Below are 25,935 nucleotides of genomic sequence, written 5' to 3'. Positions count from 1 at the left end.
CATTCTCGCCTCCCGCCGCGGCGGCGTCCGCGCGGGCGCGTGCGGAATCCCGGCCCGGACGATCCTGGGCCGGGACTCGCCTGCCGATCAGCTGGTCAGCTCGGCGAACATGCCGGGTTCGTAGGAACCCCCCGGGTTGCGCACGATCACGTTGATCCGGTTGGCCGCGTTGATCAGGGCGACCAGCGAGACCAGCGCGGCGACCTGGTCGTCGTCGTAGTGCTTGCGCACCTGGGCCCAGGTCTCGTCGGACACGCCCTCGTGGGCGTCGGCGAGCCGGGTGCCCTCCTCGGCGAGCGCCAGCGCGGCCCGCTCGGCCTCGGTGAACACGGTGGCCTCGCGCCAGGCGGCGACCAGGTTGAGCCGGACCGGGGTTTCGCCGGCGGCCGTGGCGTCCTTGGTGTGCATGTCGACGCAGAACCCGCAGCCATTGATCTGGCTGGCACGTAGCGAGACCAGCTCCTGGGTGGACTTCGGCAGCGGCGACTGGGCGATCACCAGGCTGGCGTTGGCGAACCGCTTGCCGAACTTGGCGGCGAGCTCGTTCTCGAACAGGTTGAACCGGGCGTTCATGGCTTCGTCCTCACTCGTGGTGTCGCGTGAACGAACACCAGATGCCGGCGACCCGGTTCTTGTGACAGCGTGCGTACGTGACGCACGCCACAAACCGTCGCCCCGCGTCGGTGTCACAAAACGGCGGGACGCGGTGTCTGGTGGGTGGCACAGTGCAGAGCGAAGAGGAGCAGCCATGACCGGCACGCCGCAGACCGCGCCCGGGGATGGCGGGGAGGGCATGAGCCGGGACGGCCGCGCGGACCCGGCCACCGAGGCGTTCGTCGCCCATCGCAACCTGCTGTTCACCGTCGCCTACGAGATGCTCGGCTCGGCCGCCGACGCCGAGGACGTCCTGCAGGAGACGTGGCTGCGGTGGGCGGGCGTGGATCTCGGGACGGTGCGGGAGCAGCGTGCGTACCTGGTGCGGATCACCACCCGCCAGGCGCTCGTCCGGCTGCGGACGCTCGGCCGCCGCAAGGAGTCCTACGTCGGCCCCTGGTTGCCGGAGCCGCTGCTCACCGCGCCCGACGTGGCCGAGGATGTCGAGCTGGCCGACAGCGTCTCGATGGCGATGCTGCTGGTGCTGGAGACACTCGCGCCGACGGAGCGGGCGGTGTTCGTGCTGCGCGAGGTGTTCGATCTGCCCTACGACGAGATCGCGGACGCCATCGGCAAGAGCCCGGCCGCGGTCCGCCAGGTCGCGCACCGGGCGCGGGCGCACGTGGCCGCGCGCCGGCCGCGCGGGGTCGTTTCCCAGGCCGAGACCCGGGACGCGCTCGAGGCGTTCCGGCGGGCCGTCGAGACCGGTGATCTGCAGCGCCTGCTCGACATCCTCGCGCCGGATGTCGTACTCCTGGGCGATGGCGGCGGAGTCGTGCAGGCCGCGCTGCGCCCCATCGTGGGGGCCGGCAGGGTGGCCAACCTGCTGCGCAGGATCGCCGGCACGGCGTCGCTGCGGCCGGCGCAGGTCAACGGCTGCCCGGCGCTGATCATCCGGCTGGACGGCGAGATCGACACCGTCGTGGCGGTGCGCATCGACGACGGCCTCATCACCGGGCTCTACGCCGTGCGCAATCCCGAGAAGCTGTCGCACATGGAGCGGGAGACGGCCCTGCGCCGCTGAGTCCGGCGCGTTCGTCGAGCGTGCCTTCGTCCACGCGGCGACCACCGCTCGGCCGTGTACTTTGTGGACGGTGCGAGACGGGCGTGTCAACCGCTCCCACGACGTGAAATCGCCACTCTTGTGGGTGAATCCCATTCTTTGACACCTGTTTGACAGTCCTTGGTGGACGCCAGGAACATCTCGCCTCGTGTTGATCAGTGGGCGCGCACTGACCGTCGAAATCGATCTTCCCTCCACCCCGGGGGGACAGCTGTGCCCTGTGCGGGCACAGAACCAGTAACCGAAACCGGAGGATCGATGCGCCTGAAATCGCCGAGATGGCGAAAGCTCCTGACCGGCGGCGCCGCCGTGGTGCTGGCGGTCGGAGCCGTTACCTGCACCGGGTCCGCGACCAGCGCCTACGCCGACGTCCAGGTCCTCACCGACGCGAAGACCGCGGCCGACGGAAAGCAGTACTGGGTGCAGAACCACCTGGTGTCACAGGATCTGACCAAGATCCGGGCCGAGTCCGGCGGACAGCGCAAGGAATGGCTGCTGGTCTGGGCGGGCGACGAGAACGTGGCCGACACCGCGGTCAAGGACGTCAAGAACCTGCCCGGCACCGTCGGCGGCGGCCTCAACAAGGTGAAGAACGCCTTGCCGGGCCCCGACTTCCTCGCGGTGATCGACGCGACGAAGGGGTCCTCCACCTACGGCAAGGTGGTCAACACGGCCACCGTCGGCCCGCTGGTGGAGAACGAACCGCACCACATGCAGTACGTGTGGCACAAGGGGGACACGGTCTACGCGGGCGCGTTGTTCGCCGCGGCGACCTACGCCTTCGACGTGAGCGCGCTGCCGGAGCTGAAGCTCAAGGGCATCAGCCTGCCCACGCAGACGCTCGGCGGTTCGGTGCCCGACGCCTACTGGACGCTGAAGGACGGCACGTCCTACGGCACCTACATGGGCGGTCCGGTGGTCCCCGGCCCGTACACCTACGCCAACGGCCAGACGGTCGTGGGCAACGGGTTCGCGGGCAGCCCTGGCGAGGTGGTCCACTTCGGACAGAACGGCGAGGTGCTCTCGCAGACCTCGGCCGCGACGCCGCAGGGCGACAACGCCAAGCTGTGCGACAACCTGCCGCAGCTGGGGCAGGCGACGTGTGCCAACCCGCACGGGATCCAGGCCCGCGAGGACCTGAACACGCTGGTCACCAGCGACTACGCCGAGCCGAGGAACATCATCCTCGACCCGGTCAAACAGCCGTCGCCGTACCTGCGGCGGCCGACCGTGCGGACCTGGGACATCAGCGACCGGAACAACCCGAAGCTGAAAGCGGTTTCCTACCTGCCGACCGGTCCCCGTGCGAACGACTACGACCCGTTGTACCGCGAGGACAGCGCGGTCATGGAGACCACGGTGACCAACCTGCCGGGCCACAAGGGCGCCTTCGCCCAGTCCATGCAGGGCGGTGCGGTGTTCTACACCCCGGACATCACCGCGGCGCAGCCGCACTGGTACGAGGTGTTCGACGACGGGGCCGCGAACAAGGGCTTCTCGCCGAACAACGACAGCATCGGGGCGAGTTCCAATGCGGGCTGGATCCAGAGCAGCCCGGACGACAAGTTCCTGTACCACGCGATAGTCGGGCGGCAGAAGGGCACGCTCGGGCCGGACGATCCCGGCACCGTCGGCGGCGTCTACACGCTGAACATCCAGAAGCTGCTGGCCGCGGGCCCGAACTGGGCCGGCCCCGGCATCGAGACGAAGGAGCAGGCGCAGAACGGCGGCGGCGGGGTGCTGCCGACGCTGGCCGGCGCCGCGGCCATCAACCCGGGGACCCCGGGCGCCGGGCCGCACTGGGGTACCTACGACCACTTCACCCTCGGGTCGGACGGCTACTACCACGACACCGACGACGTGACCAGGTTCGCGGTGTCGAACTACTTCGTCGCACGGTCCGGTCTGGACGGTGACCACAAGGTCAACATCGTGAACCTGGGTCCGGACGGCAAGCTGTCGGTCGACCAGGACTTCCGGGACGAGTTCACCGGCCAGGTCGGCATCAACTTCAACCGCAAGTCCTGGCCGCACGGCGACTTCGGCAACGCGAAACCGCACTCGGAGCTGTTCGTGGTCTCCGACGCGGACCTGCAGTGACCCGCTAGCCGGGAAGCCGGCTTCCTGCCGCGGCCAAGGCGGCAAGAAGCCGGCTTCCCACCCTGCTCGAAAGGCCTGTGATGCATCACGATACGACTGCCGCGACGGGGTCGGCCGGGCTGGACCTGACCGCGCTGCTGGTGCGGCTGATCTTGCTGCTGGCGACGGCGGTGGTGGCGGGCGGCGGTCTGTTCGGCGCGAAGCCGCGGTTCGCCGTCGCCGGGGCGTCGGCCGTGCTGGCCGCGGCGTCGGCGGTCTTCTTCGACGTCAACGTCGTCAGCGCGGTCGCGCACGCGTTGCTCGTGCTGGCTGTGCCGCTGCTGCTGGTGCGGTGGCCCGCGGCGGCCCGGTGGTTGGCGCTGGCGTTGCTGGTGCTGGTCGTCGTGGAGACCTCGCTGGGCAGTTCGGAGCTGGAGTTCGCCGCCGACACGGTGTACGTCGGCGGGGCGACCGCGTGGTTCGGATTGGCTCAGCTGAAGGAAAAGCCGCCACGCTACGCGGCGCTCACGTTGTCGCTGGGCCTGTTGCTCGCCGTGGCGGGGGCGGCGCAGCTCCTGCTGTCGGGCGTGGCGTTCGACCGGCGGCTCTACGAGAGCTTGTTCGGCCTGTCGCTGGTCGCGGTCGTGGTGTTCCCGCTCGCCGCCCTCGCGCTGCGCGGGAGACGGGTGGCGGTGGCCGGGGTCGCGGTCGCGTTCCTCGCCTGGACGACGTTCGTGGCGCTCCCGCACCCGGCGGACCTCCCGGTGCCCGGCACCGGGTTGCTGACGACGGCCTCGCTCGGAGGGCAGGACGTTCCGGTGCTGGTCAGCCCGCAGCGGCCGGGACGGAACCTGGTGCACGTGCCCGCCTCGGCGGGCGCCGGGGTGGCGGTGGCCGGGGTACCCGCGACGGCCCGGCCCGGCGCCGACGGCTTCTGGGCGGACGTCGATCTGCCGGGCGGCCGCAGCACGCTGCGGATCAGCAAGGGAACGGCGGCGGCTTCGGTCGCGGTGGACACCGGCGAAGGCGCGGCGGTGGCGACCGATCCGGACTCGCCGGAATGCGCGTCGGCGACACTGGGCGCGCTGGTCGCCGGTCGCAGGGACGCGGTGGCGGCCTGCCCCGCGGACCGACTGTCCGAACAGGACGCCGATGCGTTGCGCAAGCTCGTGACGTTCCTCGGCACCCGGCACACCGACACGATCCAGCTCGTCGCCGACTCCTCGCGACGGGGTGCCGCGGCGGCGGACGTGGTCCGGACTTCGGCTCGGCAGCAGGGTTTACGGGTCGTCGACGCGCCGGCGGAGAAGGCGGCGCTGGTCGTGGTGTCGGGCTGGTCCGCCGCCTACACCACGCTGACCCAGGCGGCGCAGGCACAACGGTCCGCGCCGACGTACACCTACGGGCTCTATCTGGCGCCCTGGCTGCTGACCGGGCCGGTCGTGAACACCGTTTCGGCGTCGACGGTCCCGCTGCGGTTCGACCCGCGCGACCAGAGCGCGGTGAGCTATGCCGTCGCGCTCGAGGACGCCTTCGGTGGCGAAAGCCCGACCGTGGACGGGTTCCGGTCGTGGCTGGGCACGAGCGAGCAGAACGCGAAGGTGCAGCTCTACGCCTCGGCACAGGTCAACGCGATGCCGATGAACCCAGGACAGCCGCACGCGCCCGGGATGCCGATGTTCGGCGAGGGCGCGGGCCACTGGATTCCGGACGCCACGGTCGTTCCGGTGAGTTTCCCGCTCGAATGACGGGCGGGGTGGCAGAAAGGAGAAAGGGTGCGGAGAGCGTTTTCACGGGTGCTCGTCGCGGGCGTGGCAGGTGCCGCCGTGCTGGCGCTCGGCGGCGGGGTCGCGAGTGCCGACGAGATCCCGGTCTGGGTGGTGCCGGGCGTCGATGCCGGTTCGCTGCTCGACCCCACGATCGGCCTGCCCGCGGGGGCGTTGGGCCCGGTCGACAGCCTGCTGACCTACCTGGCCGGCTGAGAAGTTCCCTTCGAGGAAAGGAAGAACCCATGAGGAAGACCCTGGCCCGCGGGCTCGCGGTGACCGCGCTGGCGAGCCTGGCGCTGGCCGGCGCGGCCGTGCCCGCGCTGGCCGCCGAAGGCGACGGCGGGGTGGCCGTCGTCGACGAGCCGGACACCGGCGGGCTGAACAACATCTACACGTTCGCCCCGCTCGGCGTGCCGGTGCTGGGCCTGGTCCGCTCGGTGAACGCGGTCCCCGGCAAGATCCTGCCCAGCCTCGGTTCCTGAGCCGGGCACGAGGAAGCCCCGCGCCGAGGCGACGGCGCGGGGCTTCTTCGTGCGGAAGGGTCAGCACACCCCGTCGGAGGGCACGGGGTTGGTCAGCCCGAACAGCGGGCGCAGCTTGAGCCCGATCCAGGTGCCACCGAGGGCGAACAGACCCCACAGCCAGCCCTGCAGGCTGCCGGTGGAGATGCCGGCGAGGTAGGCGCCGATGTTGCAGCCGCCGGCCAGCCGTGCACCGATGCCCATCAGCACACCGCCCAGCACCGCGGCGACGGCCGTGCGCCACGGGATCTCCGCACGGATCTTCCACGTGCCCGCGAGCGCGGCGGCGACCGCGGCACCGAGGATGATGCCGATGTCGGTGAGGCTCGTCTTGTCCGTCCAAATCGGACCCGAGAGGGACTTGGCGTTGCTGGAGGCCTGCCAGAACTCCCAGGTCTCGGGGTGCAGCCCGAGCAGCTGCAGCAGTTTCGCACCCCACAGCGCGAAGGCGAACGTGACACCCCAGGTGCCGCCGGAGACCAGCACGACCGCGGCCGCCAGCACGCCCAGCACGACCGCGCCCACCAGCAGCGGCCAGGCTCCCCGGTAGGTCCGGGCGAACCCGCGCGCGGTCGGCACGGCGTCGAGCGGCGGTGGCGTGCGGCGGGCCTGCACGACACGGGTCACCACCACGATCAGTGCCAGCACGGCGATGGTGACGGCCCAGGAACCCCACCAGCCCACGTGGTCGGCGAGCAGGAAGCCCGAGACCTGGGGCCAGCCGGTGAAGATCGGGTAGGCCCAGGTGTAGAACACCGACCCGGCGACGAACCCGGCGAGCGTCAGCACGATCGTCGACTGCCCGGCGCCGACGGCGAACAGGGTGCCCGAGGCGCACGCCCCGCCCAGCTGCATGCCGATCGCGAACAGCGTCGCACCGGCGAACAGGCCGAGGCCGATCGGGCTCGCGGTGATCTTCGGCGTGGCCCCGAACAGGCCGGCGCCGGTGCCGGCGATGAGCGCGATCAGGGTCGCCGCGGTGCCGAGCAGCAACGCGTGCGCACGCAGCCCCTCGCCGTTGCCCACCGCGATCAGCTGCCGCCAGGCGGAGGTGAACCCGAACCGCGAGTGGAACAACGCGAGGCCCAGGAACAGCCCGAGCACCAGCAGGATGCCGAACTTCCCGCCGTAGGAGGCCCACACGTACCAGCTCGCGGCCACCGCGAGCACGGCGGCGACGACGAGCGGCACCACGCGGACCGGCCCTTCCGGCGCCGGGGTGGGCGCGGCGCACGAGGTGGGGGAGGACAGCAGGAACCGGCCCGCTGGCGGGCGATCGGTCGTGGCGGACATCACTGCTCCATACCGGTTTCGAGGGGACAAACCATGCCCCACGTTAAGAGCAGGCGCAGGAGTGCCGCATCCCGTCCCACTCCTTGATCACCTGGCCGTGCCCGCGGGCGGAACCGCGCGGTGCCACGGTGTGGTCGTGGAGGCCTTGACTGTCAAGGAGTTCGGTGTTCCGGAGCGGTGCGTCCAGACTCCGGGAGGCGTTGACTCCCCTTCGCCGGTCGCTGTTGCATGGCTCTCGCCCTTGCACGCCCTTCCAGGCCCCTGGGGAGAGACCGATGTCGACCACCGCCACGAGCGTGCTCACCCGCGCCGAGCACGCCGGCGAACGACCGCCGCCGCCGCGCAGACGCCGCCGCGTCCCCGATCTGCGCCGCTGGCTCAGCCCGCTGGTGCTGCTCGCGCTGTGGCAGGTGGCCAGCTCGGCCGGGCTGCTGCCGCCGGACAAGCTGAGCTCACCGTGGACCGTCCTGCAGGCGGGCGTCGAGACCGCCCGCTCCGGAGAGCTCGGCGACGCCTTCGTCATCTCCGTGGGGCGGGTCGGTGCGGGGTTCGTGCTCGGCGCGGGCCTGGCGCTGGTGCTCGGGATCGCGGCCGGACTGTCCACCTGGGCCGGTGTGCTGATCGACCCACCGGTGCAGATGCTGCGCACCCTGCCGTTCCTCGGCCTGATCCCGTTGTTCATCCTGTGGTTCGGCATCGGCGAGGAACCCAAGATCCTGCTGGTCGCGCTCGGCGTGCTCTTCCCGTTGTACCTCAACGTGTATTCGGGTATCCGCGGCGTCGACCCGGACCTGCTGGAGGCGGCGACGGCGCTGGGCTACACGCGCTGGGAGCGGCTGGTGCACGTCGTGCTGCCGTCCGCGGTGCCCCAGACGCTGGTGGGATTGCGCCAGTCGCTGGGCGTGGCCTGGCTCGCGCTGATCGTGGGGGAGACGGTCAACGCCGACGCGGGGCTGGGCTACCTCATCAACAACGCGCGCGATTTCCTGCGGACGGACGTGGTCGTCGTGGGACTGGTCGTCTACGCGCTGCTGGGACTGGCCACCGACGCGCTGGTCCGGCTCATCGAACGGAGGGCGCTGCGGTGGCGAGGGAACTGATCGCGCGGGTGGGCGGGCTGACCAAGCGGTTCGGCGACCGTGTCGTGCTGTCCGAGGTGGACCTGGACATCGGCCGGGGCGAGTTCGTCGCCCTGCTCGGCCGCAGCGGGTCCGGGAAGTCCACCCTGCTGAAGATTCTCGCGGGGCTGGACCGCGCGGTCGAGGGGCAGGTGCGGGTCACCGGCACCGTGTCGGTCGCCTTCCAGCAGCCGCGGCTGCTGCCGTGGCGCCGGGTGTGGCGCAACGTCGTGCTCGGCCTCGGCGAACACAACCGCGACCGGGACCTGGCCGGGCGCGCACTGTCGGAGGTGCGGCTCGCCACCCACGCCGACGCCTGGCCGCGGACGCTGTCCGGTGGTGAGGCGCAACGGGTGTCGCTGGCCAGGGCACTGGTGCGCGAGCCGGACCTGCTGCTGCTCGACGAGCCGTTCGGCGCGCTGGACGCGCTGACGAGACTCGCGATGCAGGGCTTGGTCGAGGACCTGTGGCAGGAGCACCGGCCCGGTGTCCTGCTGGTGACCCACGACGTGGACGAGGCGCTGGTGCTGGCCGACCGGGTGCTCGTGCTCGGCGACGGGCACATCCTCGCCGAGCACGTGCTCGCCCCGTCCCGCCCCAGGAGACTCGGCGACCTGCTCGATGTCCGCGCCGCGGTACTGACCGATCTGGGAGTGACCGATCATGCGCTCGCGTAACCTTTTCGCCGTCGTGGCCCTGCTCGCGCTCGGCCTGACCGCCTGCGGCAGCTCTCCCGAAGCGCAGGGGCCGGCCGCCGTGCCGCCCTCGGTGAGCGCGGCCGAGCTGGCGAAGGTCACCCTCAAGGTGGGCGACCAGAAGGGCAACTCGCAGGCGCTGCTGAAAGCCGCGGGGCTGCTCGACAACCTGCCGTACAAGATCGAGTGGTCCACGTTCACCTCCGGTCCGCCGCTGCTGGAGGCCGCCTCGGCCGGGGCGGTCGACATCGGCGGCGTCGGCAACACGCCGCCGATCTTCTCCGCCGCCGCCAACGGCAAGATCTCCGTCGTGAGCGCCGCGAAGGGCAACGTCGCGAGCGACGCCGTGCTGGTGCCGGCGGACTCGCCCCTGCACACCGCAGGCGACCTGCGCGGCAAGACCATCGGCGTGGCGAAAGGCAGCTCGGCGCACGGGCAGATCCTGCTGACCCTGCGCAAAGCCGGACTGTCCACATCGGACGTTAAGCTGTCGTTCCTGCAGCCGGCCGACGCCTACAGCGCGTTCACCCAGCACCGGATCGACGCGTGGGCGGTGTGGGACCCCTACACCTCCCAGGCCCAGCTCGAAACCGGTGCGCGCGTGCTGGCCGACGGCACGGGCACCGCGAACGGCTACAGCTTCCAGGTCGCCGGGCGCGCTGCCCTGTCCGACGCCGGGAAGAACGCCGCGATCCGCGACTACGTGGTGCGGATCGCGAAGGCGGAGCGCTGGTCGGACACGCACCGGGAGCAGTGGGCCCAGGCCTGGACGGCCGACACCGGCCTCGCCCCGCAGGTCACGCTCGCCGCGGCGCAGAAGGGCCCGGACCTGCCGGTCGCGCTCGACGACGCGGTCGTGGCATCCGAGCAGGAGCTCGCGGACGCGTTCAGCTCAGCCAAGGTGTTGCCGGGGAAGGTCGACTTCGCTCGCTTCGTCGACCGCCGGTACGCCACCGACCTCGCCGCCGCAAGGGGATGACCGCATGAGTATCACGCTGCACTGGTTCCTGCCCACCTCGGGCGACAGCCGCACCATCGTGGAACGCTTCCACGCCAACGCTTCGCGGGGTCCCGCCGCCCGGCGCGAGCCGGACATCGGCTACCTCGCGCAGGTCGCCCGTGCCGCCGAGGCGCTGGGTTTCGAAGGGGTGCTGACCCCGACCGGCACGTGGTGCGAGGACGCGTGGCTCGTCACGGCGGCCCTCATCCGGGAGACGCGGCGGCTGAAGTACCTGGTGGCCTTCCGGCCGGGCGTGCTGTCCCCGACGCTGGCGGCGCAGATGGCCGCGACCTACCAGCGGATCTCCGACGGCCGGCTGCTGCTGAACATCGTCACGGGCGGCGACTCGGTCGAGCAGCGGCGTTTCGGGGACTGGCACGACCACGACCAGCGCTACGCCCGGACCGGGGAGTTCCTCACCGTCATGCGGGGCGTCTGGAGCGGACGGCCGTTCGACTTCGACGGCGACCACCTGCGCGTCGAGGGGGCGACCCTGCCGGCGGCCCCGGATCCGGTGCCGCCGGTGTACTTCGGCGGGTCGTCCCCGGCGGCGCTGCCCGTGGCCGCGCGGCACGCCGACGTCTATCTGACCTGGGGCGAACCACCGGCCCAGGTGGCCGAGAAGACCGGCCGGGTCCGCGAGCTGGCCGAGGTGGCCGGGCGCCGGGTGCGCTTCGGCATCCGGCTGCACACCATCTCCCGGGACACCTCGGCCGAGGCGTGGGCGGAAGCGGGCAAGCTGCTCGACGCGCTCAGCCCGGAGCAGGTCGAGCACGCGCAGCGGCAGCTCGCCGCGAGCGAGTCGGTCGGGCAGCGGCGCATGGTGTCGCTGCACGGCGGCGCGCTGGCTGGGGACGTGCGCTCGCTGGAGATCCACCCGAACCTGTGGGCGGGCGTCGGCCTGGTGCGCGGGGGCGCGGGCACCGCGCTCGTCGGCAGCCACGCCGAGGTCGCCGACCTGATCGAGGAATACCACGCGCTCGGCATCGAGGAGTTCGTCCTCTCCGGCTATCCGCACCTGGAGGAGGCGTACTGGTTCGGTGAGGGCGTCCGGCCGGAACTGGCGCGCCGCGGGCTGCTCACCAGGTCCCGCCAGGTGCGCGCGGCCGTGCAGCCCGAACGGGCCGCCGCCGCACAGTGAGCCGGCGGCGGGCGACGGGCGGCGGAACGGGATGGGCCCGGCCCCCGTTGCCCGGCCGGCGTGGCCCGGCCCATGATGATCGGGTACCGGGTGACGACTTGGCTGGAGGACGTGTGTCGGACCTGAGCGCTTCGGAGGCACTGCATTCCACCCCCGCACGGCGTTATCTCGCCCCGGACCCGATACCCGACGAGGTGTTGTGGGCGATCCTCGACACGGCGATCCGGGGCCCGTCCGGCGGTAACGCCCAGCGCTGGGGCTGGGTGGTGGTGACCGACCAGCAGATCAAGGACCAGGTCGCCGGGTGGTACCGCGAGAACTGGGAGGCCGCCTACGGGCGGCGCCGCGCGGACATCCTCGCGGCCCCGCCGGGCTCCAAGGGACTGAGCCCACGGGGGTTCCTGGGGGCCGAGCACCTCGCCCACAACCTCGAGAAGGCCCCGGTGTGGGTGCTCCCGGTGTTGCGGCACGCGGCGAACGCGACCGACCCTCGCGTGGGCGCCTCGATCTACGGCGCCGTTCAGCAGCTCTGCCTGGCCGCCCGGGTGCACGGGATCGGCACGTCGCTGACCACGCTGTACCAGGGACATGAGGACGAGCTCCGCGCTCTGCTGGGCCTGCCGGAGGACGCGCTCACCATGGCGCTGATCCCGATGGGCTATCCCGAGCGGGGTCGCTGGGCGCAGCCGAAGCGCCGGCCGGTCGAGGAGGTCGTGCACTGGAACCGCTGGGGCGCGGTCCGGGCGCGCGAGGGCGGCCGGTGACCGGCGCACCCGGTTCGCTGTCGTTCGAGCCCCTGACGCCGGTGTCGTACCTGGACCGGGCGGCGTCGGCGCACGGTGACCGGATCGGCGTGGTGGACGGGGACCGGCGCTGGACCTACGCCGAGCTGCGGGACCGGTGCCGCCGGCTGGCGGGCGCGCTGGCCCCGCTGGCGCAGGGGCGGCCGGTGGCGGTGCTCGCCCCGAACACGCACGTGCTGCTGGAGGCGAACTTCGGCGTGCCGTGGGCCGGGGTGCCGCTGGTGGCGGTCAACACCCGGCTGTCCGCGGGCGAAATCGCCTACATCCTCGAGCATTCCGAGGCGTCGGTGCTGGTGTACGACCCGGTGTTCGAGGAGTTGGTGTCGCGGCTGCCCGCACCGCCGAAGCTGATCCGCGCGGGGGAGCAGTACGAGGAGCTGCTCGCCGCAGCCGAGCCGCGCGGGTCGGCGCCGCAGGACGAGCGTGCGCTGCTGTCGATCAACTACACGTCGGGCACCACGGGGAAGCCGAAGGGCGTGATGTACCACCATCGCGGGGCCTACCTGCAGGCGCTGGCGATGGTGGGGCACACCGGGCTGTCGCCGTCGTCGGTGCATCTGTGGACGTTGCCGATGTTCCATTGCAACGGCTGGTGCTTTCCGTGGGCGGTGACCGCGGCGGCGGCGACACACGTGTGCCTGGCGAAGGTCGAGCCCGCACGGGTGTGGCAGCTCATCCGCGAGGAGGGCGTCACCCACCTCAACGGGGCGCCGACCGTGCTGTCGATGCTCGCCTACGCGCCGGAGGCGGGCCCGGTGTCGCCGACCGTGCGGGTCGCCACCGGTGGGGCGCCGCCGTCCCCGGCGATCCTGCGGCGGATGGGGGAGCTGGGGTTCGAGGTCACCCACCTGTACGGGCTGACCGAGACGTTCGGGCCGGCGATGATCTGCGACTGGCGCCCGGAGTGGAACGACCTCGACGCGGCCGCCCAGGCGCGGCTGAAGGCCCGGCAGGGGGTGGGGAACATGATCGCCTGCCAGGCGCGGGTGATCGGCGATGACGGACGGGACGTGCCTGCCGACGGCTCCTCGATCGGGGAGATCTCGTTGCGGGGCAACAACGTCATGCTCGGCTACCTCAAGGACCCCGAGGCGACCGCGCAGGCCGCGCCGGACGGCTGGTTCCGCACCGGCGACCTGGGGGTCGTGCATCCCGACGGGTACGTCGAGCTGCGCGACCGCAGCAAGGACGTGATCATCTCCGGCGGCGAGAACATCGCCTCGGTCGAGGTCGAGCAGGTGCTGGCGGAACACCCCGCGGTGCTGGAGGCCGCGGTCGTGGCCGCGCCGCACGAGAAGTGGGGGGAGGTGCCCGTCGCCTACGTGACGCTCCACGACGGGGCCGCGGTGGGCGAGCAGGAGCTGATCGAGTTCGTCCGCGAGCGGCTCGCGCACTTCAAGGCCCCCAAGTCGGTCGTGTTCGGACGGTTGCCGAAGACCTCGACCGGGAAGATCCAGAAGTACCTGCTGCGGGACGGGATCCGCGGTGTGGTGAGCTGAGACCGGCGGGGTGGGGAAGCGCGGCCAGGTGTCGGCGTAGCTGCCGGCTGGCGGGCCAGGCCCGGTGGGGCGGGAGTGAGGGAGGCGACAGCGCAGAGGCTGGACATGACCGGTAAAGATATTTAGTTTAGGTCAGCTAAGTATCATGCCTGTCGTGTGAGGGGGAGTTGTGGGCACCCGGGCTGCCGGCACCCGCTGGGGGGTGGTGTTGCCGACCTTCGACCCGTTCGGCGTCGGCGCGTTTCCCGTGCTGGAAGGCGCTCGGCTCGCCGAGGAGCTGCGGTTCGACACCGCGTGGGTGGGCGACCATCTCACGTTCCACCCGCCGCTGCTCGAAGCCGCCTGCGCGCTGTCGGCCGCGGCCGCCGTGACGTCGGAGATCCGGCTGGGGTTCGGGGTGCTGTTGCTACCGCTGCGGCAGCTGGTCTGGGCGGCGAAGCAGCTGACCACGATCGGCGCCCTCGCCCCGGGACGGCTCGTGCTGGGACTGGGGGTGGGCGGCGAGAACCCCGCGGAGTTCGCCGCCGCCGGAGTGCCGCACGCCGAGCGGGGCCGTCGGCTGGACGAGGCCCTGCGGGTGCTGCCGGACCTCCTGCTCGGCAAGCCCGTGGACCACCACGGCGAGCACCTGCGCATCACCTCGCCCGGCCTGGCGCCGAGCCTGCCCGCGTTGCCGCCGATCGTGGTGGGCGGTCGTTCCGACGTGGCGCTGCGCCGGGCGGCGCGGCACGGGGACGCGTGGCTCGCGATGTGGCTCGGCGCCGACCGCGTCGCCGCGGCCGGTGAGCGGCTGCGCGCGCTGGCCGCGGAGCACGCCCGGCCGGCGCCCGAGGTGAAGCTGCTGGTGATCGGGCACATCGACGACGACGAGAATCGGGCGAGGGAACAGACCGAGCGGCTGCTGCGGGCCCAGTACCGGCTGCCGCTGCGCGTGGTCGACCGGTGGAGCGTGTACGGGCCGGCGGAGAAGGTCGCCGCGCAGCTGGCGGAGTACCGGGCGGCCGGGGTGACGGAGTTCGCCCTGCTTCCGGCCGCGGAGGATCCGCTCACCCAGTTCGCGAGGTGGGCGGAAGTGAGGGAAAGGGTGGACGGATGACGCGCGAGACGGTCATCACCGGCATGGGCGCGATCACGCCCGTCGCCAACGATCGTGAGGGAACCTGGAAGGCGCTGTGCGCGGGGCAGAGCGGGGTGCGCACGATCTCCCGGTTCGACGCGAGCGGGCAACCGGTGCGAATCGCCGCCGAGGTGCGCGACTTCGACCCTGAGTCCTTTTTGGACCGCAAGCGGGCGCGCAGGTCCGCGCGGCTGTCGCAGTTCGCCGTCGCGGCCGCGCGGGAAGCGCTCGCCGATGCCGGGCTGACGATCGACGGGGACAACGCGACCCGCGTCGGGGTCGTGGTGAACACCGCGGTGGCCGGCATGGGCGAGATCGCCGAGAGCGCCGGTCTCCTGGCCGAGTCCGGCGCACGCAAGGTGAGTCCCTACTTCGTGTCTTCGGTCATTCCCAACATGGCCGCGTGCGAGGTCGCGATGGACCTCGGGGCGCACGGCCCGGTCACCGCGGGCGCCCTGGCGTGCGCGTCCGGGAACTACGCGCTGCTGGAGGCGCGGCGGCTGATCCTCGCCGGCGAGGCGGACGTCGTGATCGCCGGGGGCACGGACTCGGCGATCACTCCCCTGATGTTCGCCGGCCTGACGAACATGCGTGCGCTGAGCGGCCGGAACGACGATCCGGCCGGCGCCAGCCGCCCCTTCGACGCGGACCGGGACGGGTTCGTGTTCGGCGAGGGCGCGGTCGTCCACGTGCTCGAGTCGGCGGAGCACGCGAAGGCGCGCGGTGCACGTCCTTACGCGACGGTCGCCGGCGGTGCGCTTACCTCCGACGCCTTCCACGTCAGCGCTCCGGAGCCCTCCGGGACGTACGCACAGGCCGCGATCCGGCAGGCGCTGCGCTCGGCCGACCTCGACCCGGGTGAGCTCGACTACGTGTGCGCGCACGGCACCTCCACCCGCGCCAACGACCGCACCGAAACCCGGGCGATCCGCGGCGCGCTGGGCTCGCACGCCGACCACGTCCCGGTGAGCTCGCCCAAGTCCATGGTCGGCCACCTGATAGGCGCCGCCGGCGCCCTTTCGGTGCTGACCTGTGCGCTGGCGATCCGGGACGGGGTCCTGCCCCCGACGATCAACCTGCACAACCCCGATCCCGAGTGCGACCTGGACTACGTGCCGAACGTGGCCCGCCCCGCGCGGGTGCGGGCCGCGATGGCGAACGCGTTCGGGTTCGGCGGCCAGAACTGCGTGGTCGTGCTCCGGGCCGCATGAGGCGCCGGATCCGATCGGAGAGAGAAGCGGATATGTCGCACCCTGCCGGCTACGACCCCGACGCCTACCGCCGGGTCTTCGAGCACACCTTCACCTACCTGGCGGGCTTCCGCCGCAACACCCACCGCTACGCCGACCGCGTGGCGCTGCGCTGTCCCGAAACGGGTCGCAGCTGGACCTACGCCGAACTCGGTTCCACTGTGGACACTCTCGCGGCGGGGCTCGCCGCGGTCGGCGTCCGGCCCGGCGACCTGGTCGTGTACCAGTTGTACAACGGGCCTGAGTTCGCGTTCCTGTACCTCGCGACCCAGGCGTGCGGGGCGGTCGGCTCGCCGATCAACTTCCGGCTGGCCGGCGGCGAGACCGCGTACGTGCTCGACGACAGCCGTCCCAAGGTGTACATCCACGACACCGCCCTGACTCCCGTCGCGCGTCAGGCCCTCGAGCTCGCGCGGCACCGCCCGGACGTGGTCGCCACCGTGGGCGGGCACGGCGTACCGGGCGCACTGTCCTTCGAGGACCTGCTGGAGGCCGGCCGGGGCGGCGTGCCGCCGCGGCCGGAGGAGTGGATCTACGCCGAGACCACGCGGATGTACACCTCGGGTACCACGGGGATGCCGAAGGGGGTACCCCTCAACAGCATGGCCGAGGTGCTCAGCGCGCACGACGTGATCATGCACTTCCCGCTGACGCCGGAGGACCGGACCCTGAACATGACGCCGTGGTTCCACCGCGGCGGCCTCTACTCCGGGGGTCCGAACCCGGTCTTCTACGTCGGCGCGGAAGCCGTGCCGATGCGCCAGTTCGACGCGGACCTGTGCCTGGACCACGTCGAGCGGTTCGGCCTCACGTTCCTCATCGGCGCGCCGGTCACCCTCGGCCGCCTCGCGGACGCCCAGCTCCGCCGGTCCCGCGACCTGTCCACCCTCCGCGGCATCGTGACCATGGGTGCGCCTCTGGAGCGGGAGGCGTGCCTGCGGTACCAGGAGGTGCTCACCCCGCGGATCTTCAACGGGTACGGCACCACCGAAGCGTTCTGGAACACGTTCCTGCGTCCCGCGGACCTTCCCGGGCACGCGGGTTCCGCCGGCCGGGCGTGCACGGACGACGACGTGGCCGTGGTCAAGGTCTTCCAGGACCGGCTCGCGCGGCCCGACGAGCAGGCCGCGAAGGACGGCAGCGAGGTGGGGGAGGTGATCGTCCGTTCGCCGAAGTCCGGGAACACCTACTTCAACCAGCCCGGGGAGCAGGAGGCACGGTTCCACGACGGCTGGCTCTACATCGGCGATCTGGCCACCTGGGACGAGCGCGAGTACGTGACCATCGTCGGCCGCAAGGACGACATGATCATCTCCGGCGGGGAGAACGTGCACCCGGCCCAGGTCGAGGAGATCCTCAACCAGCATCCCGCGGTCACCGACGCGGCGGTCGTCGGTGTTCCCGACGCGCAGTGGGGCCAGCTGGTGGTCGCCTACGTGATCGCCCGCGACAGCGGTTTGACGGCCGAAGAGTGTGACAAGCACTGCCGCGACCATCCGATGCTGGCCGGGTACAAGCGGCCGCGCGCGTACCGCTTCGTCGATGCGCTGCCGCTCACCGCGACCGGCAAGAAGATCCACTACCAGGTACGCGAACAGGCGGCCGCGGACGCCGGGGCGGGGCTGCTGGAACGGGTGTGAACCGGCGCGGATTCAGCGGTCGAACCAGCTCCGCCGATGGAGGCCCGCACTACCGGGTCCGCCCCCGGTGGGATCCCCTTGGCTGCCTTCGACATACCCCCGGTAGTCCTGGCGCAAGGCCTCCCATGAGGCATCCAGCAGGGCGTTGCCTTCTTCGTGGATGCGCGCGATCGCTTGGTGGGCCTCGGCCACGGCCTGGTCCAGCCATGTTTCGAACTCGAAGTCGTGCTGCCGCAATACCCACCTCCAGGGTGGACGTCCGAATCCCCATGTGTGCTGTGCCCGCCGGGCCGGGCGGCGGCGCATCTGATGAGGACGGGGCCGGCGGGCCGACGGGTAGCGCGACGGTAGTGGCACCGGGCCGGGAGTTGGACCGGCTTTCCGGTGAGTGGAATTGATATTGCCGCTAGGTCTCGGACGTGTGCCGGAAAGCGGCTTCTGTGCCGTCTTCGCATCCCAGCGTGGCCGGGTGCTCACCGGGCAGCACGATGTCGCAGGTGACCGGCTCGTCCATCGCGACGACGGCGGTGGCGTGCGGCGCGGTCCTGGCGCCGGGCGTCGCCACTGGTTCGCTCGGCGTGCAGACCAGCAGGTAGACCCCGGCGCGCCGCGGGGTCAGGGCGTACCGGCCGTGGTGGTCGGTCTCGGCCCTGGCGGCCTGCCTGCCGTAGCGGTCGATCAGGGTGACGACGGCACGGGTGGGCCGGTGATCAGGCCGCGACACCAGGCCGCGGATCGAGTTGGCGGTGCACCGGTTCGTGGCGGGCCGGGCGCGCGGCGTGTCGGGCACCGGCTCCGTCGGCGACCTCACGGCGGGCGGTTCCGGGGGTGGCGGCGGCGTGCCCGAGCCGGGCCCGCCGGCCGCGATCCGGCCGGTGGTCTCGTCGAGATGACGCAGCTGCGCGAGGATCCGCCGCGGCCCTTCGTCGGTCACGCCGTACCAGCTGACCAGGGTCAGCCCCACGGTGTCGAGCCGGCGGGACACCTCGGCGGTGCCGGGCGGGAGGGCGGTGCCCGCACTCAGTGCGCGGACACGCTCGCCCAGCAGGTCGCAGATCCGGGCCAGCGTCCCCGCCAGGTGCACGTCCGGGCGTGGCGCGAGGTGCACCAGCACGGCGAGGCTGCGTGCCTGGTCGGCGAGCAACGAGTACATCGCCATCCGCTGCCGCAGGTCGCGGGCGCCGGGGAAGGGGCTCTCCGAGCCGAACAGCGCCGGCAGCGTCCACGGCCTGGTAACGGTGAGCAGCTGCTGCAGGGCCGCGTCGGCGGCCCGGGCGGATGCCCGCAGGTCCGCGCCGAGACCGCGGCCGCCGCGCAGCCGGGCGCCGGTGCCGGCCAGCAGCTCCGCCGTGGCGACGAGGAACCTGCGCCGGGCCATCCGGGCCACGCGCCGGGTACTGGTCGGCAGGAAGCAGACCGCGACCACGCAGCCGACGACCGCGCCCGCGGCGGTCTCCTCCAGCCGCAGGAGCAGCAGGCCCGCGGAGAACTCGTGCAGCACCTCGTAGAGCTGGGCGACCATCGTCGTCATGAACACCACGGCGAGCGCGTAGGTGAAGCGCATCAGGAAGAAGCCGACCAGGATCGAGCCCAGTACGACGATCATGACGCCGACGAGGTTGCCGTGGGTCAGGCTCGCGAACAGGGTCGCGACGCCGACGCCGACCAGGGTGCCGAGTGCGCGGTCCGCCGCCTTGCTGATGGTCTCCGCGGCGGTCGCCGTCCCGGTGAAGGCCATGAAACAGGCGAGCACCGCCCAGTAGTAGCGCTGCTCGTTGATGAGCGACCCGACGCCGATCGCGAGGCCGCCGGCGAGCGCGACCTGGAACGCCTGCCGCGTGGTCAGGCGCATCCGGGCCGGCAGCGCGCGCAGGCCGGTGCCGGGTTCGCCGCCGAGCTCGCCCGCGAGCGGGCCCGCGCCGGGCAGCCGCCCGTTGAAGAGCACCACCGACGGCGTGAACGGAACCTGCCGGGTGCTGCCCGGCCCGGCCGGGGCGGCGGTCAGGTTCCGCAGCGCCCGGACCAGGTCCAGGATGCTGGTGCCGAGCCGGTAGGCGGCCGCGGTGGCCGCGTAGGCACTGCCGGAGTTCACGCCAAGGGCGCTCAGGCGTTCGCCCGCGGCCGCGGCCGCGTCCAGGTCGCCCCGGCTGAGGGCGGTCAGCGCCGCCCGTACGTCGGCCGGCTCTCGTGCCCCCGTGGTGCCGCGCTGGGCCCGCAGTTGCGTGGCGGCGGCCGAGATCGTGCCGATCGCGAACTCGGCGGCGAGCAGCTCGTGCCGGACCGCCTCCTCGCTGTGGCCCTCGGGCAGCGAGCCCGCCATGCCCAGCTGGCCGTCGATCAGCAGCGCCGACTCGTTCAGCCGGATCAGGCCGATCCGCTGCGCGCGGTCCACGCGTCCGCCCGGGCGGGTGCCCGCCACCTGCGCGAGGCTCGTCTCCGCGAGCGCGCTCACCCGCGCCTGGAACGCCCGCGTCATGCGCAGGAGCACGCGGTTGGGCCGGTGCCGGAAGACCAGCACCTGGAGCACCGCCATGGCGACGGTCTCCAGGCCCACCACGAGCAGCATCGCCGGCAGCTGGCCGATCCTCAGCCCGGTGAACATGGTCATGAAGTACGACATCCAGCCGACCAGGCCGTAGGCGAAGAACCGGGGGCCGAAGCGGCGGATGTACACCGCCACGAACATCACCCCGACGAAGCCCGCCAGCGCCGCGGGCCGGTGGGCCGTCAGGGAGGTCGCCAGCAGCATGGCCAGCGCGACCGGGAGCGGCATCAGCGCGACCGTGACGAGGCGGCTGCTCCGAGCCGGTTCCGCCACCGAGAACGTGATGTTCATCGACAGCACCGCGCACAGCAGGATCGGGATCAGCACCGGCTGTCCCGTCAGCTGTGCGCCGAGATATCCGACGGCGACGCCGACGGCGACGCCGACCGCCGAACGGCCGGCCAGCCGCAGCTGTGTCAGGCCCGGGTCCGACGAGCAGAAACGCCCCCACAGGTTCCGGCAGCTCTCGGCCAAACCCGGCCCGGCCAAAGGTGCTCCTCCCGCTGGTGTGACAGCCAGGTAACCCTGGTGGTGATCATCTTGTGGAAATTGTAACCTGTCCGTGAAATTGTCACGGACGGTGACCGCGCCCCCGTCGCAGGGCGGCTTCGGCTCGTGAGATGGTCCGGTCGTGGAACTTTCGGAGCAGATCGTGTTGGTGACCGGTGCCGGACGCGGCGTCGGCCGCGCCATCGCACGGGCGTTCGCCCGGCAAGGGGCCCGGGTCGTCGTGAACTACTTGCACAGCAAGGAAGCCGCCGAGGAGCTCGTGCGCGAACTGGGGCCGGACAAGGCCGTCGCACTGGCAGCGGACGTCGTCGACCCCGAGCAGGTCGCCGCGATGTTCGCCGCCGGGCGCGAGCGTTTCGGTGGCGAGATCGGCACGGTGGTGAACAACGCCCTCGCCGACTTCTCCTTCGACGGGGACGCGCGACCGGCGGCGGCGGCGATCCGCTGGGAGCGCTTCCGCGACCAGTTCGACGGCAGCGTCCGCGGGGCGGTCAACACCATGCAGGCGGCCCTCGCCGGAATGCACGCGCTCGGCGGCGGGCGGATCGTCAACATCGGGACGAACCTCTTCCAGAACCCCGTTGTGCCCTACCACGACTACACCGCGGCGAAGGCGGCGTTGCTGTCGCTGACCCGGACCTACGCCGCGGACCTCGGGCGGGAGGGGATCACCGTGAACATGGTCTCCGGCGGGTTGCTGCGGACCACCGATGCGAGCGCGGCGACGCCGGAGGCGGTGTTCGACCAGATCGCCGCCGCCACGCCCCTGCGCCGGGTGACCACGCCCGAAGAGTTCGCGGATGCCGTGCTGTTCTTCGCCTCGCCGTGGGCGCGCTCGGTGACCGGCCAGAACCTCGTGGTCGACGGTGGCCTCGTGATGAACTGACGGGCGCTCATCGTCCTCGTTGTCCGGTCGCCGGCAACGGTTCCGTGGTCGGCACCGGGTCTGCCGGCCGGATCCGCATGGCGATCAGGTAGGTCAGCCCCGACAGCACGGCGCCGACGACCCACGAGATGTCGCCGTCGTGCAGTGCGGTCGCGACCGGTCCGGTGTAGACACTGTTGTGCATGAAGGGAATCTGCACCAGGAAGCCCACGACGTAGGCCACGACGCCGGGCACGTTGATGCGCCCGTAGTAGCCGCGCGGCTGATCCATGTCCTGCACCTGGTATCGCCCGCGCCGTACGAAGTAGTAGTCGACGAGGTTGATCGACGTCCACGGGATCATCAGCGCCAGCACCATGACCAGGAACTGTTCGAACGATGACAGCAGATTGTCCTTGTACAAGAAGGACATGACCGTGGCCAGGACTGCCACCGGCACGATGAACCACAGCCGTGGCGCGACGCCGTGGCGCCGCCAGCGCCGCCGGAACGTGCTGACGAAGGTCAGCGACGACATGTAGCCACCGTAGATGTTGAGCGCGTTGATACTGAGCACGCCCAGGACGAGCGCGGCCAGCACCAGTGTGACGAACCAGCCGCCGATGCCGCCCGCGACGCTCGAGATGCCGCCGACCAGATCGCTGAAGCCATCCCGTGCCAGCACCGCGCCGAAGCTCATCAGCCACACGCCGCTGATCCCTACGCCGGCGTAGGTGTACCAGAACACACTGGCGATCGACGTGCGCGCGGGCAGATAACGGGAGTAGTCGGCGACGTACGGCGCGAAGCCGAGTTGCGAGGTCGCCGACACCGATACGGCGAGCAGGAAGGGGCCGAGCAGGAAACCGTGGCCTGTGACCGGTTCCGGGCCCGTGGCGTGCCCGCCGGCCAGCAGCGTGACGGTCAGGACGGCGAAGACCACGGCGACCAGATAGGACAGATACCGCTCGAACCGGTGGATCAGGTCGTAGCCGAAGATCGCGACCGCCATGCTCAGCACGGACAGTATGACGATGCCCGCGGGCAGCGGGATGTGGAGCATCGCCACCAGCGCCTGTGCCCCGAGCACCGCTCCGGCCGCGTAGAAACCCAGGTACATCACCACGACGAACACCAGCGGCAGCGCCGCGCCGTAGTACCCGAACTGGGCCCGGCTCTGGATCATCTGTGGCAGCCCCAGATGAGGCCCCTGTGCGGAGTGCAGTGCCATGAACAGGGTGCCGACCGCGACGCCGACGACGATGGCGAGAACGGCCCAGGCCAGTCCCAGCCCGGAGATGACGGTGGTCGCGCCGGCAGCGACCACCGGCAGCTCCATATTGGCGCCGAACCACACGAACAGCAGGTCCGAAGGCTTTCCGTGCCGGTCCTCGTGCGGGATGAAGTCGGTGCTGTGCCGCTCGACGAGAACCGGTCCCCCAAGATCACCCATGCGGGAAACCTAGACGAGGATTGTCAACAAGACAATGGTTGACAACGGGTCGGCCGGTGGCCTTGGCCGCGAGAAGTCATACTGACGAGATGCGGGTCTTGATCACCGGGGGAACCAGCGGTCTCGGGTCGGCGATGGCGGAGGCGCTGCGCGCCGACGGGCATCACGTCGTGCTCACCGGTCGCGATGCGGACCGCGCGGCGGCGGCCGCGGCGGAGATCGGTGCGAACGGTATCGCGATGGATGTGCGCGACCCGGACTCGGTGCGGGCCGGGCGCGACCGGGTGCTCGACCTGTTCGGCGGGCTGGATGTGCTGATCAACAACGCCGGAATCGGGATGCGGACGGTCAACCCGCGCTTCCTGACCGAGCCGCAGCCGTTCTGGGAGGTGCCCGAGGCCGGGTTTCGCGACGTGGTCGAGACCAACCTGACCGGCTACTTCCTCGTCGCGAAGGCCTTCGTGCCCGATCTGCTCGCTTCGCCGAGCGGCCGCATCATCAACATCACGATGAACCACGAGACCATGCGCCGCACCGGTTTCGTCCCCTACGGCCCGTCCCGTGCCGGTGCCGAGTCCCTCTCCCGGATCATGGCCGCCGACCTCGCGGACACCTCCGTCCGGGTGAACCTCCTGCTCCCCGGCGGCGCCACGGTCACCGGGATGATCCCCGACGGCGCGGTCGACACCTCGAAGCTCCTCCCGGCGGACGTGCTGGCCGCCCCGGTCCGCTGGCTGTGCTCGGCCGCGGCCGACCAGGTGCACGACGAACGCATCGTCGCCACCGAGTTCGACGAGTGGCTCCGCCACCGGCGGGGCTGACCTGATCAGGCCTGCCCGGGCGGCGTCAGGTAGCCGATCCGGGCGCTGAGGTCGCGTGCCGCCTCGCTGACCGCTTTGCCGTAGCCCGCCTCGGATTCGGGGGTCAGGCGGCTCATCGGGATGTTCACGCTCAGGCTCGCGATCGGGGTCTCGTGGCCGCCCATCACGGCCGCGGCGACGGAGCCGACGTCGGATCGCCACTCGCCGTGGTTGAGGGCGAAGCCCTGTTCGCGGATCGTGGTCAGCTCGGCGCGCAACCGGTCCGGGTCGGTGATGGTGGTGTCGGTGTAGCGCGGGAGCTCGTCGGTGAGCAGGCGCCGGACGACGTCGGTGCGGCTGTTGGCGAGCACCGCCTTGCCGTTGGCGGACGCGTGCAGGGGCAGCGCGTGTCCCAGGGCCATGCTGATCCGGACGGGCTTGGCCGTCTCCAGCCGCTCGATCAGGACGACCTTGCCCTCCTCGGGAACCGTGAGGTGGATGGTCTCCTCGGTGCGCCGGCGCAGGTTCTCCATGATCGGCACGGCCGCGTCGCGCAGCCCGAGGTCGTCGCTGGCGCGCCCGCCGACCACGAGCGCCCTGGTGGTCAGCACCCAGCGGGTGACCTCGCCGGAACCGGCCCGTATCCACCCCGCCGTGTCCAGGGTGACCAGCGCGCGCTGCACCGAGCTCTTGGGCATGTCCAGCACCCGGGCCAGCTCGCCCACGCCGACCGGTTGTCGCGCCGCGACCTCCTCGAGCACGCGGAGTGTGTTCAGGACGTTTCGCACAGTCTTGACTCCTCGATCACGTGTACCTACCATCGCTGAACCTTTTCACGGCACAGCGTGCCACGTCACGGCACAGAATGGAATGGGTGCAGTGGTCGCTCCCAGCGGACGTCATTTCCTGCAGATCCCCGGCCCGACCAACGTCCCGGACCCGGTGCTCCTGGCCATCGCACAACCGACCATCGACCATCGCGGGCCGGACTTCGCCGACCTCGCGCTCGACCTGCTGCAACGGATCCGGCCGGTGTTCGGCACCACCGGCCCGGTCGTCATCTACCCGTCTTCGGGCACCGGAGCCTGGGAAGCGGCGCTGGTCAACACGCTCTCACCCGGTGACCGGGTGCTGGCCTTCGAAACCGGTCACTTCGCCACGCTCTGGCGCGACATGGCGGAACGGCTCGGACTGGTGGTCGAGTTCGTGCCAGGCGACTGGCGCCGTGGCGTGGACCCGCTCGTCGTCGCAGAACGGCTGGCGGCGGACACGGCACACGCCATCGCCGCGGTGATGGTGGTGCACAACGAGACCTCGACGGGGGTGACCAGCCGGATACCGGAGATCCGGGCGGCCATCGACGACGCGGGGCATCCGGCGCTGCTGCTGGTCGACACGATCTCCTCGCTGGGCTCGATCGACTACCGCCACGACGAGTGGGGCGTCGACGTCACCATCGCTTGCTCGCAGAAGGGCTTGATGCTGCCGCCCGGCCTCGGTTTCAACGCGGTCAGCGAGAAAGCGCTTTCAGCACATTCGAGCGCCCGGTTGCCGAAGGCGTACTGGGACTGGGCGCCGGTCCTCGAGGCCAACGAGCGCGGCTACTACCCCTACACCCCACCGACCAACCTGCTCTACGGCCTGCGGGAAGCCCTGCTCCTGCTGGAGAAGGAAGGCCTGGCCGCCGTGTTCGCACGGCACGACCGGCACGCCGAGGCGACCAGGGCCGCCGTCCGTGGCTGGGGGCTGGACGTCCTGTGCGCGGACGAACGCGAGTACTCCAGCGCACTGACTGCGGTACTGCTGGGCGAGGAGCACGACGCGGACAAGGTCCGGCGGATCATCCTGGACCGCTTCGACATGTCGCTGGGCACCGGCCTCGGCAGGCTCGCCGGGCGGGTGTTCCGGATCGGCCACCTCGGTGACCTCAACGACCTGACGCTGGCCGGCACGCTGTCCGGCGTCCAGATGGGACTCGAACTGGCGGGCGTGCCGGTGGATCCCGCCGGTCTCCAGGCCGCACTGGAGGTGTTGCGCACCGCGTGACCCCCCGGTCCGGCGCCGCACCCGGGCACCGGGCCGCTGTTCTCGACGCTCAACGCACGACGCGCAAAACCGGC

23 protein-coding genes are annotated in these 25,935 nt (G+C 71.5%); 17 read left to right on the top strand and 6 right to left on the bottom strand.

Going from position 1 to position 25,935, the window contains the following annotated elements; translation table 11 throughout:
* Positions 1 to 87: 87 nt before the first annotated feature.
* The gene (locus LWP59_RS24595; RefSeq protein WP_144638838.1) at positions 88 to 573 is read right to left on the bottom strand and encodes a carboxymuconolactone decarboxylase family protein; all 486 of its coding nucleotides are present in this window, start codon (positions 571 to 573) and stop codon (positions 88 to 90) included.
* Between the two features lie 175 nt (positions 574 to 748).
* On the opposite strand from LWP59_RS24595, the gene LWP59_RS24590 reads away from it, so the two are divergent.
* The 5 genes from LWP59_RS24590 (at position 749) to LWP59_RS24570 (ending at position 6,047) form a co-directional block, all read left to right on the top strand.
* The gene (locus tag LWP59_RS24590; protein WP_144638836.1) at positions 749 to 1,678 is read left to right on the top strand and encodes an RNA polymerase sigma-70 factor; all 930 of its coding nucleotides are present in this window, start codon (positions 749 to 751) and stop codon (positions 1,676 to 1,678) included.
* Between the two features lie 297 nt (positions 1,679 to 1,975).
* Positions 1,976 to 3,817 (top strand): hypothetical protein, encoded by a 1,842-nt coding sequence (locus LWP59_RS24585; protein WP_144638833.1) that lies wholly within the window; start codon positions 1,976 to 1,978, stop codon positions 3,815 to 3,817.
* A gap of 80 nt (positions 3,818 to 3,897) precedes the next feature.
* On the top strand, positions 3,898 to 5,544 hold the full coding sequence (locus LWP59_RS24580; protein WP_144638831.1) for a hypothetical protein: 1,647 nt from the start codon (positions 3,898 to 3,900) through the stop codon (positions 5,542 to 5,544).
* A 27-nt stretch (positions 5,545 to 5,571) separates the two neighbouring features.
* Positions 5,572 to 5,778, top strand: coding sequence for a hypothetical protein (locus LWP59_RS24575; RefSeq protein WP_229858020.1), 207 nt, complete (start codon positions 5,572 to 5,574; stop codon positions 5,776 to 5,778).
* A gap of 29 nt (positions 5,779 to 5,807) precedes the next feature.
* Entirely contained in the window at positions 5,808 to 6,047 is a 240-nt protein-coding gene (locus LWP59_RS24570; protein ID WP_144638829.1) for a hypothetical protein, read from the top strand.
* 60 nt (positions 6,048 to 6,107) lie between these two features.
* On the opposite strand, the gene LWP59_RS24565 is transcribed toward LWP59_RS24570, so the two are convergent.
* Positions 6,108 to 7,379 carry a YeeE/YedE family protein gene (locus tag LWP59_RS24565; RefSeq protein WP_144638827.1) on the bottom strand — a complete coding sequence of 424 codons (1,272 nt, stop codon included), beginning with the start codon at positions 7,377 to 7,379 and terminating at the stop codon, positions 6,108 to 6,110.
* A 275-nt stretch (positions 7,380 to 7,654) separates the two neighbouring features.
* Between LWP59_RS24565 and LWP59_RS24560 the strand changes: the two genes are divergently transcribed.
* The 9 genes from LWP59_RS24560 to LWP59_RS24520 all read left to right on the top strand — a co-directional run bounded on the left by LWP59_RS24560 (position 7,655) and on the right by LWP59_RS24520 (position 17,642).
* Positions 7,655 to 8,479 (top strand): ABC transporter permease, encoded by an 825-nt coding sequence (locus LWP59_RS24560; protein WP_144638825.1) that lies wholly within the window; start codon positions 7,655 to 7,657, stop codon positions 8,477 to 8,479.
* Entirely contained in the window at positions 8,464 to 9,174 is a 711-nt protein-coding gene (locus LWP59_RS24555; RefSeq protein ID WP_144638823.1) for an ABC transporter ATP-binding protein, read from the top strand. The genes LWP59_RS24560 and LWP59_RS24555 overlap by 16 nt, the downstream gene beginning before the upstream one ends.
* Positions 9,161 to 10,171, top strand: coding sequence for an ABC transporter substrate-binding protein (locus LWP59_RS24550; protein WP_144638821.1), 1,011 nt, complete (start codon positions 9,161 to 9,163; stop codon positions 10,169 to 10,171). The genes LWP59_RS24555 and LWP59_RS24550 overlap by 14 nt, the downstream gene beginning before the upstream one ends.
* Positions 10,172 to 10,175: 4 nt before the next feature.
* Positions 10,176 to 11,333, top strand: coding sequence for an LLM class flavin-dependent oxidoreductase (locus tag LWP59_RS24545; protein WP_144638819.1), 1,158 nt, complete (start codon positions 10,176 to 10,178; stop codon positions 11,331 to 11,333).
* A 113-nt stretch (positions 11,334 to 11,446) separates the two neighbouring features.
* On the top strand, positions 11,447 to 12,097 hold the full coding sequence (locus LWP59_RS24540; RefSeq protein WP_186383252.1) for a nitroreductase family protein: 651 nt from the start codon (positions 11,447 to 11,449) through the stop codon (positions 12,095 to 12,097).
* Complete coding sequence (locus LWP59_RS24535) at positions 12,094 to 13,635, top strand: AMP-binding protein (RefSeq protein WP_186383251.1); 1,542 nt, start codon at positions 12,094 to 12,096, stop codon at positions 13,633 to 13,635. Before LWP59_RS24540 ends, LWP59_RS24535 begins: the two co-directional genes overlap by 4 nt.
* Before the next feature lie 169 nt (positions 13,636 to 13,804).
* On the top strand, positions 13,805 to 14,731 hold the full coding sequence (locus tag LWP59_RS24530; protein ID WP_144638815.1) for an LLM class flavin-dependent oxidoreductase: 927 nt from the start codon (positions 13,805 to 13,807) through the stop codon (positions 14,729 to 14,731).
* Entirely contained in the window at positions 14,728 to 15,963 is a 1,236-nt protein-coding gene (gene fabF / locus LWP59_RS24525) for a beta-ketoacyl-ACP synthase II (protein ID WP_144638813.1), read from the top strand. Before LWP59_RS24530 ends, fabF begins: the two co-directional genes overlap by 4 nt.
* A gap of 32 nt (positions 15,964 to 15,995) precedes the next feature.
* A complete protein-coding gene (locus tag LWP59_RS24520; RefSeq protein ID WP_144638811.1) occupies positions 15,996 to 17,642 on the top strand; it encodes a class I adenylate-forming enzyme family protein in 1,647 nt (548 codons plus the stop codon).
* A 12-nt stretch (positions 17,643 to 17,654) separates the two neighbouring features.
* On the opposite strand, the gene LWP59_RS24515 is transcribed toward LWP59_RS24520, so the two are convergent.
* Both LWP59_RS24515 and LWP59_RS24510 read right to left on the bottom strand, forming a co-directional pair.
* Positions 17,655 to 17,879: a hypothetical protein gene (locus tag LWP59_RS24515; RefSeq protein WP_144638809.1), complete on the bottom strand. Its 225-nt coding sequence runs from the start codon at positions 17,877 to 17,879 to the stop codon at positions 17,655 to 17,657.
* Between the two features lie 169 nt (positions 17,880 to 18,048).
* A complete protein-coding gene (locus LWP59_RS24510) occupies positions 18,049 to 20,676 on the bottom strand; it encodes an FUSC family protein (RefSeq protein WP_186383250.1) in 2,628 nt (875 codons plus the stop codon).
* 142 nt (positions 20,677 to 20,818) lie between these two features.
* On the opposite strand from LWP59_RS24510, the gene LWP59_RS24505 reads away from it, so the two are divergent.
* Positions 20,819 to 21,583 (top strand): 3-oxoacyl-ACP reductase, encoded by a 765-nt coding sequence (locus LWP59_RS24505; RefSeq protein WP_144638805.1) that lies wholly within the window; start codon positions 20,819 to 20,821, stop codon positions 21,581 to 21,583.
* A gap of 7 nt (positions 21,584 to 21,590) precedes the next feature.
* On the opposite strand, the gene LWP59_RS24500 is transcribed toward LWP59_RS24505, so the two are convergent.
* Positions 21,591 to 23,015: a purine-cytosine permease family protein gene (locus tag LWP59_RS24500; protein WP_144638802.1), complete on the bottom strand. Its 1,425-nt coding sequence runs from the start codon at positions 23,013 to 23,015 to the stop codon at positions 21,591 to 21,593.
* Between the two features lie 89 nt (positions 23,016 to 23,104).
* Between LWP59_RS24500 and LWP59_RS24495 the strand changes: the two genes are divergently transcribed.
* A complete protein-coding gene (locus LWP59_RS24495; RefSeq protein WP_144638800.1) occupies positions 23,105 to 23,836 on the top strand; it encodes an SDR family NAD(P)-dependent oxidoreductase in 732 nt (243 codons plus the stop codon).
* A 5-nt stretch (positions 23,837 to 23,841) separates the two neighbouring features.
* Here the strand turns inward: LWP59_RS24495 and LWP59_RS24490 are convergent, their stop codons facing one another.
* Positions 23,842 to 24,603: an IclR family transcriptional regulator gene (locus LWP59_RS24490; RefSeq protein ID WP_144638798.1), complete on the bottom strand. Its 762-nt coding sequence runs from the start codon at positions 24,601 to 24,603 to the stop codon at positions 23,842 to 23,844.
* Between the two features lie 91 nt (positions 24,604 to 24,694).
* Here LWP59_RS24490 and LWP59_RS24485 point away from each other — a divergent pair, with 91 nt between their 5' ends.
* A complete protein-coding gene (locus LWP59_RS24485) occupies positions 24,695 to 25,861 on the top strand; it encodes a pyridoxal-phosphate-dependent aminotransferase family protein (protein ID WP_144638792.1) in 1,167 nt (388 codons plus the stop codon).
* Positions 25,862 to 25,935: the final 74 nt, after the last annotated feature.

The organism is Amycolatopsis acidiphila (genome assembly GCF_021391495.1).
Classification (GTDB): domain Bacteria; phylum Actinomycetota; class Actinomycetes; order Mycobacteriales; family Pseudonocardiaceae; genus Amycolatopsis_E; species Amycolatopsis_E acidiphila.
Note: the sequence above shows the minus strand (reverse complement) of the source record. Positions and strands in the feature narration are given on the sequence as shown.

What these genes read in the sequence shown, in the direction of transcription:
- fabF (WP_144638813.1), top strand. Translation starts at nt 14,728, where the DNA reads ATGACGCGCGAGACGGTCATCACCGGCATGGGCGCGATCACGCCCGTC.
- LWP59_RS24500 (WP_144638802.1), bottom strand. Translation starts at nt 23,015, where the DNA reads ATGGGTGATCTTGGGGGACCGGTTCTCGTCGAGCGGCACAGCACCGAC.
- LWP59_RS24495 (WP_144638800.1), top strand. Translation starts at nt 23,105, where the DNA reads ATGCGGGTCTTGATCACCGGGGGAACCAGCGGTCTCGGGTCGGCGATG.
- LWP59_RS24595 (WP_144638838.1), bottom strand. Translation starts at nt 573, where the DNA reads ATGAACGCCCGGTTCAACCTGTTCGAGAACGAGCTCGCCGCCAAGTTC.
- LWP59_RS24580 (WP_144638831.1), top strand. Translation starts at nt 3,898, where the DNA reads ATGCATCACGATACGACTGCCGCGACGGGGTCGGCCGGGCTGGACCTG.
- LWP59_RS24570 (WP_144638829.1), top strand. Translation starts at nt 5,808, where the DNA reads ATGAGGAAGACCCTGGCCCGCGGGCTCGCGGTGACCGCGCTGGCGAGC.
- LWP59_RS24590 (WP_144638836.1), top strand. Translation starts at nt 749, where the DNA reads ATGACCGGCACGCCGCAGACCGCGCCCGGGGATGGCGGGGAGGGCATG.
- LWP59_RS24585 (WP_144638833.1), top strand. Translation starts at nt 1,976, where the DNA reads ATGCGCCTGAAATCGCCGAGATGGCGAAAGCTCCTGACCGGCGGCGCC.
- LWP59_RS24560 (WP_144638825.1), top strand. Translation starts at nt 7,655, where the DNA reads ATGTCGACCACCGCCACGAGCGTGCTCACCCGCGCCGAGCACGCCGGC.
- LWP59_RS24545 (WP_144638819.1), top strand. Translation starts at nt 10,176, where the DNA reads ATGAGTATCACGCTGCACTGGTTCCTGCCCACCTCGGGCGACAGCCGC.
- LWP59_RS24550 (WP_144638821.1), top strand. Translation starts at nt 9,161, where the DNA reads ATGCGCTCGCGTAACCTTTTCGCCGTCGTGGCCCTGCTCGCGCTCGGC.
- LWP59_RS24565 (WP_144638827.1), bottom strand. Translation starts at nt 7,379, where the DNA reads ATGTCCGCCACGACCGATCGCCCGCCAGCGGGCCGGTTCCTGCTGTCC.
- LWP59_RS24520 (WP_144638811.1), top strand. Translation starts at nt 15,996, where the DNA reads ATGTCGCACCCTGCCGGCTACGACCCCGACGCCTACCGCCGGGTCTTC.